This window comes from Sphingobium sp. CECT 9361, assembly GCF_918741285.1.
GTDB lineage: Bacteria > Pseudomonadota > Alphaproteobacteria > Sphingomonadales > Sphingomonadaceae > Sphingobium.
Window position 1 is genome coordinate 12195 of the sequence record NZ_CAKKNC010000013.1, and the last position, 12583, is coordinate 24777.

The following is a 12583-nucleotide window of genomic DNA, read 5'->3' on the forward strand; positions in this document are numbered from 1 at the left end:
GGAGAGACCCATGCAGAGGAGACATCAGCCGATTTCCCGCGATGCCATGGCCTATGTGCTGGCGGGGGGGCGCGGCAGTCGGCTGGGTGAACTGACCGATATTCGCGCGAAGCCCGCCGTGCATTTCGGCGGCAAGGTTCGGATCATCGATTTCGCCCTATCCAACGCCCTTAACAGTGGCATTCGGCGGATCGGCGTGGCCACTCAGTATAAGGCGCACTCGCTGATCCGGCATCTCCAGCGCGGGTGGAATTTCTTCCGCACCGAGCGTAATGAGAGTTTCGATATTCTCCCCGCCAGTCAGCGCGTGTCCGAACATCAGTGGTATGAAGGCACCGCCGACGCTGTGTTTCAGAACCTCGACATTATCGAAGCCTATGCGCCGGAATATATGGTCCTGCTGGCGGGCGATCATATCTACAAGATGGACTATGAGTTGATGTTGCAGCAGCATGTCGACAGCGGAGCCGATGTGACCGTTGGGTGTTTGGAAGTGCCGCGGATGGAAGCTTTCGGCTTCGGGGTGATGCACGTCGATGGGCACGACACAATCATCGATTTCGTCGAAAAGCCAGCCGACCCGCCCAGCATACCGGGCCAACCGGATCGGGCTTTGGCATCCATGGGCATCTATGTTTTTCGGACCAAGATATTGGCCGAGCAATTGCGTCGAGACGCGGCGACACCCGACAGCTCGCGCGATTTCGGTGGGGATATCATCCCCTATATGGTGAAGCACGGCAAAGCTGTCGCGCATCGGTTCGCTAACAGTTGCGTCCGCGCCGAAAGCGAAACGGAAGCCTATTGGCGTGACGTGGGAACCATCGACGCCTATTGGCAGGCGAACATTGACCTTACCGACGTCGTTCCTCCCTTGGACATCTACGACACACACTGGCCATTATGGACCCATGCAGAGGTGACAGCCCCGGCCAAATTCGTGCATGACGAAGATGGGCGACGCGGTTCCGCCACTTCTTCCCTGATCGCGGGAGGATGCATCGTTTCGGGATCGTCGCTCCACCGCAGCCTGTTGTTCAGCGGGGTGAGGACGCATAGTTTTTCGTCAGTTACGGAGAGCATCATCTTGCCCAATTGCGAAATCGGCCGTGGCGCACGATTGCACAAATGCGTACTTGATTCGGGTGTCCGCATTCCTCCTAAACTGATTGTAGGTGAGCATCCCGACCATGATGCGAAGTGGTTCCGCCGTACGGACAAGGGCGTGTGCCTGATAACGCAGACGATGATCGACCGATTGCCCGATAGCCTGACCGCATGAAACTGTTATCCGTCGCGTCCGAGATATTCCCGCTCATCAAAACGGGTGGCCTCGCCGATGTCGTCGGGGCGTTGCCCCTGGCATTGGCGAAGGAAGACGTGGCAACGCGCACACTGATCCCCGGTTATCCATCTGTGATGGCAAGGATTGGCAAAGGCAAGAAGCTGCATCACTATGACTCGCTCTTCGGTGAGGCGGCAACGCTCATCTCAGCCAAGGTGGGAGATCTGGATCTCATCATTCTGGATTGCCCGCCTTTTTTCGGTCGCGCCGGTGGACCCTATGACGATATGGCGGGCAATGGCTGGCCGGATAACTGGCGGCGCTTTGCGGCCTTATCCCGCGCGGGGGCGGACATCGCTGCGGGCTTGCTGAAAGGCTGGCTCCCTGATGTCGTTCACGCGCACGACTGGCAGGCCGCGATGACGCTGGCGTATATGCGCTTCGGTGCTGCCCATGCCGTGCCGAAGGTCGTCACGATCCACAACCTGGCGTTTCAGGGGCGATTCGATGCTGCGATATTCGACGCACTGGGCCTGCCCCCGGAAGCTTGGGGAATGGATGGTGTCGAATATTATGGCGGCACGGGGTTCCTGAAAGCCGGGCTGGTTTCTGCCGATGCGATCACAACCGTCAGCCCCACTTATGCGCAGGAAATCCGGTCGACCGCTGACGGCATGGGTCTGGACGGTCTGCTGGTGGGGCGGGGTGATCGGCTGCACGGCATATTGAACGGGATCGACACCGCTGCATGGACTCCTGCGACCGATCCGCTGTTGGTTAAGTCCTTTTCCAGCCGTGCCCTTTCCGGTCGTTCCGCCAATCGACGGCATATCGAACGCAGTTTCGGGCTGGATAAGGATGACAGCCCGCTGTTCATCGTCGTCAGCAGGCTGACTTGGCAAAAGGGCATGGATATGCTCGTCGATGCGCTGGATCATCTGGTGGCATTGGGCGGTAAGCTGGCAGTGCTGGGATCGGGCGATCATCCGCTTGAGGGCGCCTTTCTGGCGGCGGCGGAACGCTATCGTGGGCGCGTTGGCGTCCACATCGGCTATGACGAACCGCTATCGCATGTGATGCAGGCAGGCGGCGATGCGATCCTCATTCCTTCGCGTTTCGAACCGTGCGGACTGACCCAGCTATATGCGCTGCGCTATGGCTGCGTTCCTGTTGTCGCGCGTGTCGGTGGGCTGGCCGATACCGTGATCGACGCCAATGAGGCTGCGTTGGGCGCAGGGGTGGCGACCGGGATACAGTTCGCACCGCCCGGTCCTGTAGGCTTGAAACGCGCAATAGAACGCGCTGTGATTCTATACGCCGACAAGCCAAGCTGGGCATCGATGCAGCGCGCAGGCATGGCGGCAGACTTCTCGTGGAATAAAAGCGCTGCGCGGTACGCTGCCTTGTACAAATCGTTGATGCCGTGACGCCAGCGGACCTCCCTGCTTTAGGCCCGCAGGTCGAGGAGGGCGGAACCCGTTTTTCGGTCTGGTCGTCCGCCGATACACTGTCGCTATGCCTTTTCGATCAAGATCGCGAAATCGCGCGTCTTCCAATGGCGCGCCATGGTCGGGTGTTCTCCTTGTTCACGCCAGGTGTGGGAGCGGGGACGCATTACGGACTGCGTGCAGAGGGTCCGTACGATCCGGATGCAGGGCTGTGGTTCGATCCGGACAAGCTGCTGCTCGATCCCTATGCCACGCGGATCGACCGGCCATTTGCCTATCACCCGATGCTTGCCGAAAGGAAGGGGGTGAGCGGGGATACCGCGCCGTTGATGCCTAAAGGGATCGTTGAAACAGCGCCGCCCGTCGTCCTGGCCAAAGCTCCAGAATTTGCACACGGCGGACTGATTTATGAATTGCAGGTGCGGGCTTTCACTATGCTGAACCCGGACATTCCTGCCGATCAGCGCGGGACGTTGCGGGCGCTGATGCACCCCGCGGTCATCGCGCATCTACAGCGCCTGCATGTGGGCGCTGTCGAACTTATGCCTATCAACGCATGGATAGACGAACGGCATCTCCCGCCATTGGGCCTCACCAATGCGTGGGGATATAACCCGGTGAGCTATTTCGCGCTCGATCCGCGTCTGGCGCCGGGCGGCATGGACGATCTGCGTGCGGTCACCAGAGCGCTGCACGATGTCGGCATCGGCGTCATCATGGATATGGTCTATAACCATGACGGGGAGAGTGACGTACTCGGGCCAACGCTTTCATTGCGTGGTTTGGATGCGCGCAGCTATCTTCGCCATGCGGACGATGGCGCGCTGATTAACGATACTGGCACAGGTAATGCCATCGACTGCAATCATCCTGTCAGCCGCCGCCTGATCTGCGATTCGATGCGGTATTTCGTTCGCTATGCAGGCATCGACGGATTCCGCTTCGACCTTGCCCCTGCATTGGGGCGATTACCGGATGGATTCGACCCGGCGGCACCGCTTTTGCAGGAAATTGCGGCTGATCCGATCCTCGCCGATCGCATCATGATTGCCGAGCCGTGGGACATTGGTCCGGGTGGCTATCAACTTGGCTGCTTCGGCGAAAATTGGCTGGAATGGAACGACCGATACCGTGACGACCTACGGCGGTTCTGGCGCGGCGATCCACATATGTTGGGAGGGCTTGCGACTCGGATCGCTGGATCGACCGATGTTTTCCCGAACAAGGATACACGCACCGTCAACTTTCTTGCCGCCCATGACGGGTTCAGCCTTGCCGACCTGACTGCCTATGAACAGCGGCACAATCACGCCAATGGAGAAGATAACCGTGACGGGCACGGCGAAAACCTAAGTTGGAATAATGGGGTCGAAGGCCGGAGCGAAGATCCCGATATCGACGCGGCGCGGCGTCGCGATATCAAGGCGCTTCTGTCGACCCTTTTTCTTTCGCGCGGTACGATCATGCTCACGGCGGGGGACGAATTTGGCCGCACGCAACAGGGCAATAACAACGCCTATGCGCAGGACAACGAGATTACATGGATCGACTGGGAAGGCCGTGACCGCGAGATCGAAGCGCACAGCGTCATTCTGGCTGCGGTTCGTGCCGCTTCTTCGGCGTTACGCAGTACGCATGTATTGAAGGACAATGATATCGCCTGGCTACGCCCCGATGGCGACCGGATGACCGTCGCGGACTGGGAGGCTGCTCAGGGAGATATGCTGGCATTCAAGCTGCTTCCCGATGGCCCGTTCGTCGGCCTCAATCGCAGTGCGCAATCTGTGCATTTCCAGATCGACGGGTGCCCGGTTTCGGTGGGTCCACGAAGCGTTGAAATCACAACCTGACCACCAACAAAAACCCCCGCGCCATACGGCGCAGGGGTCATGCATCTTTCGAAGCGAATAAGTGGTCGGGGAAAGAGGATTCGAACCTCCGGCCCCTGCCTCCCGAAGACAGTGCTCTACCAGGCTGAGCTATTCCCCGACCGATGCGGAACCGCGACGAAGCGATCCCGACAAGGCAGGCGGCGGTCTATAGTTGTGGGTAGCCCCTGTGGCAAGCGCCCGTGATGCCTTTTTTCCGACGTGCGAACCGCAGTTTTACAGGAGGCCATTCTCGCGGAAGCTGAAGCTTGTTTCCGTGGTCACGATAATGTGATCGAGCAGTTTCATTTCGAGCATCCGCAGCATCCGACATAGCATACGCGTTACCTGAATATCCGCGTCGCTGGGGTTGGGATCGCCCGATGGATGGTTGTGCATCAGCACGGCGCCGCGACAATCTGCTATAAGCGCCTGCAGAACGATGTCCCGCCACGGCAAGCGCAACTGATCGGTCCCGCCCGCATATTCGAGCCGGTCCAGAGTATGGCCCTTGGCGTCCAGCAACAAGATAATCGCCGTTTCGACGGTATCGGTCCTGTGTTTAGGCCGGATTGGCTTGCCATTATATCGCATTCCAGGACGGTGCAGCCACTGCAGCGCATTCGCCAGAGGTAACACATCCATTATGGATCAGTAAGATGAACGGTGTGTTCGGTTGGATACGCGCCGCCGGTGCGTTAGACATGCGGCATACGCAGATTCGAAAGCACGCCCTTGTCCGATACGCCGCATTACGAACAACAATATCTCGACTTGATGCGCCATATCTGGACGCAGGGCGATGAGCGTGTCGATCGGACGGGGGTGGGTACGCGATCTGTTTTCGGTGCGACCATGCGGTTCAGCCTGGCCGATAACGCCATTCCCTTGCTGACGACGAAGCGCGTGTACTGGAAGGTAGCGGCGCGGGAAATGCTCTGGTTCCTGACCGGCGATACCAACATCCGTTCGCTGGTTGAGCAGGGAGTGCATATCTGGACCGACTGGCCGCTCGACAGCTATCGTAAGGCGACCGGCGAGGATATCGATCGCGACTCTTTCGAAGCGCGTATCATCGCAGATGACGCTTTTGCCGCGCAATGGGGCGATCTGGGGCCAGTCTATGGTGCGCAGTGGACGAACTGGCCGCTCTATGAGCCTGCGGGCGACAATATGTTTCGGCGGGCAGAGCGGGGCCATAATCAGATAGCGGAACTGGTAGATTCGATTCGCAACACGCCCGGTTCACGCCGCCTTCTGTTTACCGGCTGGAACGTGGCGGAAGTGCCTAACATGGCGTTGCCGCCATGCCACATGACCTATCAATTCCATGTCGCAAATGGGAAGCTGTCAGGCCTGCTGTTTCAGCGCAGTTGCGATTTGGGGTTGGGCTTTGCGTTCAACATCTTTGGCTTGTCGATGTTGACGCGGATGCTGGCGCAACAAACCGACCTTGAACCCGGCGAGGTGGTTTGGTCGGGAGGCGACGTGCACTTGTACCTCAACCACGCAGACCTTGTCGAAGCGCAACTGGCCCGCAAGCCGACAGGCGCACCCAAACTCACAATAAGTCGACACGCGAAAAACATATTTGACTATAAAATCGAGGACTTTGGCGTGTCCGATTATGCCCCTCAGGCGGCCCTGTCGGCTCCGGTTGCCGTCTAGAAATTTTAGGTCAGGAACACTTGCCTTTTTTGCAGGTCGTAATATTATAGCGTCATAGAGCAACAATGTTGCGCCGCAATAGAATGGCGCGTGGAGCAGCGATGACCGATCACCGCGACAATCAGCGTAACATGCCGCCATTGACGCTGCACGTTCCAGAGCCGAAGTTTCGGCCGGGCGACGTCGCAGACTTTAGCGATATCGACGTTCCGGCCGCCGGTGTGACGCCCCGGCCCGACGAAACCGCCGCAGCAGGATCGATGCGTGATCTTGCCTATGGACTGGTCAGGGTGCTGGACGACGAGGCGCGCGCTGTAGGACCGTGGAACCCCAATCTCAGCCCGGATGTGGCGCTGAAGATCCTGCGCTCGATGGCGCTGACCCGCGCCTTCGACGAGCGCATGTTCCGCGCGCAGCGGCAGGGCAAAACCAGCTTTTATATGAAGTGCACGGGCGAAGAGGCCGTGGCCGTAGCTGCTGCGCACGCGCTGGCCAGCGACGACATGTGTTTCCCCAGCTATCGTCAGCAGGGGCTGTTGATCGCCCGCGACTGGTCGCTGGTCGACATGATGAACCAGATCTACTCGAATCGCGCCGACCGCATGAAGGGCAGGCAGTTGCCGATCATGTATTCGGTGCGCGATGCGGGCTTCTTTTCGATTTCCGGCAATTTGACCACGCAATGGCCGCAAGCGGTTGGCTGGGCGATGGCGAGTGCGGCACGGGGTGACACGCGCATTGCCGCGACGTGGTGTGGTGAGGGATCGACCGCGGAAGGCGACTTCCATTCGGCATGCACGTTTGCCAGCGTGTATCGCGCGCCCGTCATCTTGAATATCGTGAATAATCAGTGGGCTATCAGCAGCTTCTCAGGATTTGCGGGTGGTGAGAACACCACCTTCGCCGCGCGCGGCGTAGGCTATGGCATCGCCAGCCTGCGCGTGGATGGCAATGATGCGCTGGCCGTCTATGCCGCCACCCGCTGGGCAGCGGATCGCGCGCGCAGCAACGCAGGGCCGACGCTGATCGAACATTTCACCTACCGTGCTGAAGGACACAGCACGTCCGACGATCCCGGCCAATACCGTTCCGCCGACGAAGGCAGTGCCTGGCCGCTGGGCGATCCGATTGCACGGCTGAAGGCGCATGTCATCGGGCTGGGGATCTGGGACGAAGAACGCCAGGCTGCGATGGATCTGGAGTTAGCATCCATTGTGAAGGACGCGGCGCGCGAAGCGGAAAAGAACGGTATTCTCGGTCACGGCATGCACCAGCCTTTCGAAACGATGTTCGAGGACGTGTTCGAAGACATGCCATGGCATCTGAAGGAACAGCTCGACATGGCGCTGGGCGAGAAAAAGGCGGCTGGACTGTGAGCGAGGTCATCACCGAAACCGTGGCCGACGCCACGCAGATGAACATGATCCAGGCGATCAACAGCGCGCTCGACGTGATGATGGATCGCGATCCTGATGTCGTCGTGATGGGCGAGGATGTCGGCTTTTTCGGCGGGGTGTTCCGCGCGACGGCGGGCCTTCAGAAGAAATATGGCAAGAACCGGGTGTTCGATACGCCGATCACCGAATGCGGCATCATCGGCGTTGCGGTGGGCATGGGCGCCTATGGTCTGCGTCCGGTGCCTGAGATACAGTTCGCGGACTATATTTACCCGGCGCTCGACCAGTTGGTGTCGGAGGCTGCACGCCTGCGCTATCGTTCGGCAGGCGAATTTATCGCGCCGATGACGGTTCGCTCCCCCTTTGGCGGGGGCATTTTTGGCGGCCAGACGCATAGTCAGTCCCCCGAAGGTATCTTTACCCATGTGTCGGGCATCAAGACAGTCATTCCCGCAACGCCTTATGACGCCAAGGGACTGCTGATCGCAGCGATCGAGGATAATGATCCGACGATCTTCTTCGAACCCAAGCGCATCTATAACGGTCCGTTCGATGGACATTATGATCGTCCCTCGCGCAACTGGGGCGGGCATCCCGACGCGCAGGTGCCGGAAGGCTATTACAAGATTCCGTTGGGCAAGGCGCGGATTGCCCGCGCTGGCGAGGCGCTGACGATCCTGTGCTACGGCACTATGGTGCATGTGGTTGCCAGCACGGTCGAGGAAATGGGCATCGACGCGGAAATCATCGATCTGCGTACGCTCGTACCGCTGGATATCGAAGCGATTGAAGCCTCGGTAAAGAAAACCGGCCATTGCCTGATCGTGCATGAAGCAACGCGCACCAGTGGCTTTGGCGCGGAGCTTTCGGCCTTGGTGCAGGAGCGGTGCTTCTATTACCTCGAAGCACCGATCGAACGGGTCACCGGTTTCGACACGCCTTATCCGCACAGTCTGGAGTGGGCTTATTTCCCCGGACCGATCCGCATTCGCGATGCCATCAACAAGATCATGAAGGACTAACGGGCCATGGCACGTTTCACATTCACGCTTCCCGACATTGGCGAAGGCATTTCCGAAGCAGAGATCGTTGCATGGCATGTGGCGGTGGGCGACCGGGTCGAGGAAGATCAGGGTCTTGCCGACATGATGACGGACAAGGCGACGGTCGAACTGGAATCGCCGGTGGCTGGCACGGTGGTTGAACTGGCGGGCGAACCGGGGGATCAGGTGTCCATCGGTGCGATGCTGGTGGTGATCGAGACTGAAGGTGAGGTCGAGATTGAAACGCCGTCGGAGGAGATCGTCGAGGCTGAGAATCCCGGCGTTGAGGAAGTTGCCCCAGCGGGCGAAGACAGTGCTCCTACGGAAGCAGGGGTACAGAGCGACAAAGTTGAACCCTCGAACCCGGGGCTCCTGCTTACGCAGGAGCACGTCATGCCAGAAGACAAGGCTGTGACTGTCCTCGCGTCGCCCGCCGTGCGCACACGCGCCAAGGAACTGGGCGTCGATCTGTCGCAGGTCCGCACCACGGCTGACCGCATCCGCCACAGCGATCTCGATGCGTTTCTGCTCTATGGGCAGGGTGATGGCTACCGTCCTGCCGGTGCCTCACGCAAGCGTCCGGATGAGCCCATCAAGGTTATCGGGATGCGCCGCCGGATTGCCGAGAATATGGCGGCATCCAAGCGCAACATCCCGCATTTCACTTATGTCGAGGAAATCGACGTCACCTTGCTGGAAGCGATGCGTGCGGACCTTAACGCCAATCGCGGCGACCGCCCTAAGCTGACGCTTTTGCCGCTCATCATCGTGGCCGTGTGCAAGGCTATCCCCGATTTCCCGATGATCAACGCGCGTTATGACGACGAGGCGGGGATCGTGACGCGGCATGGGTCGGTCCATCTCGGCATGGCGACGCAGACCGATGCGGGCCTGATGGTCCCTGTCATCCGTGACGCGCAGGACCGCAATGTATGGCAGTTGGCGAGCGAAATCCGTCGCCTGTCGGACGCTGCGCGCAGTGGCAAGGCCAAGTCGGAGGAACTCTCCGGATCGACGCTAACCCTGACTTCGCTTGGCCCGCTGGGCGGCATTGCGACCACGCCGGTCATCAATCGCCCCGAAGTCGCGATTATCGGTCCCAATCGCGTGATCGAACGTCCTGTCATCCGCGATGGTGAAATCGTCGCAGCGAAGCTGATGAACCTGTCGATCAGTTGCGATCATCGCGTCGTCGATGGCTGGGATGCGGCCAGTTACGTGCAGGCGCTACGCAAGCTGCTCGAAACGCCGGTGCTGCTATTCGATAACTAGGGGTCAGCCGCGGCCCTTTTGCAATCGCGCGGCCATGCCGCGCGCTAAGCCTCTGGGAATGAAGCGAAGTCCGGCGACCATCAGCTTGTTCGACAGGCCGGCCACGGCGACGGCTTTGTTGTCACGCAGTGCTGCCATGCCGTCACGCACGACGTCTTTGGCGGTGGATACGTTCATCTGGAAGAGGCGACTGTTGGTCAGTCCGGCAACGGCGGCAAATTCGGTATCGGTCGGGCCGGGGCACAGCGCGCTCACACGAACGCCTTTGTCCTTCACCTCTTCGTGCAGCGCCTGGGACAGGCTGAGCACGAACGCCTTCGTCGCGTAATAGGTGCTCATATACGGTCCGGGTAAAAATCCGGCGACCGAAGCCAGGTTGAGGATCGCACCATTCTTCTGCGCGATCATGGCGGGCAAAGCGCGATGGCACAGGGCCATCAAAGTCCGGCAATTGAGGTCGACCATCTCTGAATGCACAGTCAGATCAAGCTCGGCAAATGCCCCGCGCGCCCCGAAACCGGCATTATTGATTAAAGTGTCGATGACGATGCCCTGCTGCTCCAGTTGGGCAAACAGCATTTCAGGCGCATCGGCAGCAGCCAGATCGAGAGCAATCGGCAGCACCTGGGTTCCGAATCGGGATCGCAAATCTGCCGCGATGGCGTCCAGCCTGTCTCTACGCCGCGCGACGATAACCAGCGGGCGTCCTTCTGCTGCCAGGGCTTCGGCGAACAACGTGCCTAGTCCGGCAGAGGCACCGGTAACAAGTGCGTAAGGCAGCATGTGCGTTCCCCTATCCGCGAAGCTGCGTCATAGGGGGTTTTGTCCGGTCGGGAAAGCTACCGTACGGTTGCACGATAGCTGATGCGGCCTTCGTCGCCGGGACGGATGGCTTGCGGCACGGTCCAGCGGACATGCGTGACGTCATCGGCTGTCGCACGGCGAACGCCGCCCAGGGGCGTTGCGACTGTCATCCCCGTCAATCGGCCCCAATTGCGGCCATTGTCTATCGACACCTGCATGTCGGGATGGTTGGGATCTACGCGCAAAGACGCCGGTATGGGATTGGTAACGGCAAAGCCGTCGACTGGCGCGGCACTGTTGTTGCGATAGCGTACCACGAACACGAGTCGGTCGCCTCTACTGATCTGACCCGGAGCCGCAAGCACCCGCCGCGCATTGCCGTTTACGTCGGTCGTCACTTTCTCGACGAATGTCTGCGCGGCCAGCGTGACAGCGGGTTTTCCTGCAAAGGCGGGACCGGCGGCGAGCGAAGCGATGACGGAAAAGGCAGCGAACCGGAGCATGAGGACCTTGCATTTTTGATGGCAGGCATGGGTGTAGCAAGCGGCTTCCAAAAATATGGTTAATGCTGATTGCGCGCATTGGAGGCGGACATGGTGTAGTGCATAGAGAACAAAGCCATATTGCCGGAGCCGTTGTGTCCCAAAAACCGAATGACAGGGCGGAAATCGACCGCAGGCGGGATCGCCTACTTGCTTCGCTGGCGCTGATCGCCGGCGTCGGCCTGATGCTGGCGATCCCTTTCGCGCTTCGGGCAGGGGCGGAGTTCTTTCTCCCGCTGACAGCCGCGCTGGTGATCGCCATTGCGCTGGTGCCCTTGCTCGAATGGATGGAACGGCGTCGTTTTCCATCCGCTCTGGCCGCACTGATCGCGGTGATCGTGTTCCTGATCGTCGCGAATACGGCGCTCGTGCTGATCGTCGTCCCGGCAACGGATTGGTTTGGCATCCTGCCGTCACGCATCGGGCAGATTCAATCCAATCTGGCCCCCGTGATCGACATTTACTCTCAACTCGAAAAATTTCTTGATGAAACGGTGCAGATGCTCGCCACCGGGCCCGTCGCAGCAGCGCAGACCGCTGCATTTGCCGCGCCCCGGTCGCTGCTTCAATTTGCGGCGACGTCGGCGCCGTCAGCGCTTATCCAGACATTTTTCGCTTTGCTGGCGATCTACTTCTTTCTGGCGGGCTGGACCAAGCTGCGCAAGAAAACCATCAGTAGCCGCGATAGCTATGACGGCGCGTTGGCGATTGCGCGCGTGATCCAGAACGTTGTCGATTCGACATCGGCTTATGTGCTCACCATCGCGACGATCAACTTGAGCCTCGGGGCCGCAGTAGCTCTTTCGCTCTATCTGGTGGGGATGCCATCGCCGTTAATGTGGGGCGGTATCGTCGCGCTGCTCAACTTCGTGCCCTATTTCGGACCGATCCTTGCCGCCGTGCTGCTCGCTCTGGGCGGCCTGATGGTCTTCAACGACGTGTGGATCGCATTGCTCCCGGCCGCAATTCAGATCGGTTTTCATCTGGTTGAAGCGAACGTCATTACGCCGCTGGTGCTTGGCCGCCGCCTCACGATGAACCCGCTGCTGATTCTCGTATCGCTCAGCTTCTGGGGATGGGTGTGGGGCACGCCTGGCGCGCTGTTGGCGGTGCCGTTGCTGATCATAATTCAGACTGTCGCCGCTGCGGCTGGAAAGCCCGATATTGCTGGTTTCCTGTTCGAAGCTGGCACGCTGACGGCAACTCCACGCCATGAAAATCACGATAATCTAAAAGAGGATGCGCAGGACGGTTGA

11 protein-coding genes and 1 tRNA gene are annotated in these 12583 nt (G+C 59.6%); 8 read left to right on the forward strand and 4 right to left on the reverse strand.

Features of this window, described 5'->3' with window-relative positions; all coding sequences use genetic code 11:
- Positions 1–10: 10 nt before the first annotated feature.
- Genes glgC through glgX form a run of 3 tightly spaced genes read left to right on the forward strand, consistent with a single transcriptional unit; the run spans position 11 to position 4583 of the window.
- A complete protein-coding gene (gene glgC, locus LQ220_RS16530) occupies positions 11–1282 on the forward strand; it encodes a glucose-1-phosphate adenylyltransferase (RefSeq protein WP_230189238.1) in 1272 nt (423 codons plus the stop codon).
- Positions 1279–2712: a glycogen synthase GlgA gene (glgA, locus tag LQ220_RS16535; protein ID WP_230189239.1), complete on the forward strand. Its 1434-nt coding sequence runs from the start codon at positions 1279–1281 to the stop codon at positions 2710–2712. The genes glgC and glgA overlap by 4 nt, the downstream gene beginning before the upstream one ends.
- The gene (glgX, locus tag LQ220_RS16540) at positions 2709–4583 is read left to right on the forward strand and encodes a glycogen debranching protein GlgX (RefSeq protein WP_230189240.1); all 1875 of its coding nucleotides are present in this window, start codon (positions 2709–2711) and stop codon (positions 4581–4583) included. The genes glgA and glgX overlap by 4 nt, the downstream gene beginning before the upstream one ends.
- 62 nt (positions 4584–4645) lie before the next feature.
- On the opposite strand, the gene LQ220_RS16545 is transcribed toward glgX, so the two are convergent.
- Positions 4646–4722, reverse strand: a tRNA-Pro gene (locus tag LQ220_RS16545).
- A 116-nt stretch (positions 4723–4838) separates the two neighbouring features.
- Complete coding sequence (locus LQ220_RS16550; protein WP_230189241.1) at positions 4839–5246, reverse strand: JAB domain-containing protein; 408 nt, start codon at positions 5244–5246, stop codon at positions 4839–4841.
- 90 nt (positions 5247–5336) lie between these two features.
- On the opposite strand from LQ220_RS16550, the gene thyA reads away from it, so the two are divergent.
- The 4 genes from thyA (at position 5337) to LQ220_RS16570 (ending at position 9981) form a co-directional block, all read left to right on the forward strand.
- Entirely contained in the window at positions 5337–6269 is a 933-nt protein-coding gene (gene thyA, locus LQ220_RS16555; RefSeq protein WP_290369056.1) for a thymidylate synthase, read from the forward strand.
- Positions 6270–6370: 101 nt separating this feature from the next.
- Positions 6371–7645 (forward strand): 3-methyl-2-oxobutanoate dehydrogenase (2-methylpropanoyl-transferring) subunit alpha, encoded by a 1275-nt coding sequence (locus tag LQ220_RS16560; protein ID WP_230189242.1) that lies wholly within the window; start codon positions 6371–6373, stop codon positions 7643–7645.
- 38 nt (positions 7646–7683) lie between these two features.
- Positions 7684–8688 carry an alpha-ketoacid dehydrogenase subunit beta gene (locus LQ220_RS16565; RefSeq protein ID WP_230189358.1) on the forward strand — a complete coding sequence of 335 codons (1005 nt, stop codon included), beginning with the start codon at positions 7684–7686 and terminating at the stop codon, positions 8686–8688.
- Between the two features lie 6 nt (positions 8689–8694).
- Positions 8695–9981, forward strand: coding sequence for a dihydrolipoamide acetyltransferase family protein (locus LQ220_RS16570; RefSeq protein ID WP_230189243.1), 1287 nt, complete (start codon positions 8695–8697; stop codon positions 9979–9981).
- 3 nt (positions 9982–9984) lie between these two features.
- Here LQ220_RS16570 and LQ220_RS16575 read toward each other — a convergent pair whose 3' ends face one another.
- Positions 9985–10764, reverse strand: a complete 780-nt coding sequence (locus LQ220_RS16575) for an SDR family oxidoreductase (RefSeq protein ID WP_230189244.1) — start codon at positions 10762–10764, stop codon at positions 9985–9987.
- Positions 10765–10820: 56 nt separating this feature from the next.
- Complete coding sequence (locus LQ220_RS16580) at positions 10821–11288, reverse strand: hypothetical protein (RefSeq protein ID WP_230189245.1); 468 nt, start codon at positions 11286–11288, stop codon at positions 10821–10823.
- 134 nt (positions 11289–11422) lie between these two features.
- Here LQ220_RS16580 and LQ220_RS16585 point away from each other — a divergent pair, with 134 nt between their 5' ends.
- Entirely contained in the window at positions 11423–12583 is a 1161-nt protein-coding gene (locus LQ220_RS16585; RefSeq protein WP_230189246.1) for an AI-2E family transporter, read from the forward strand.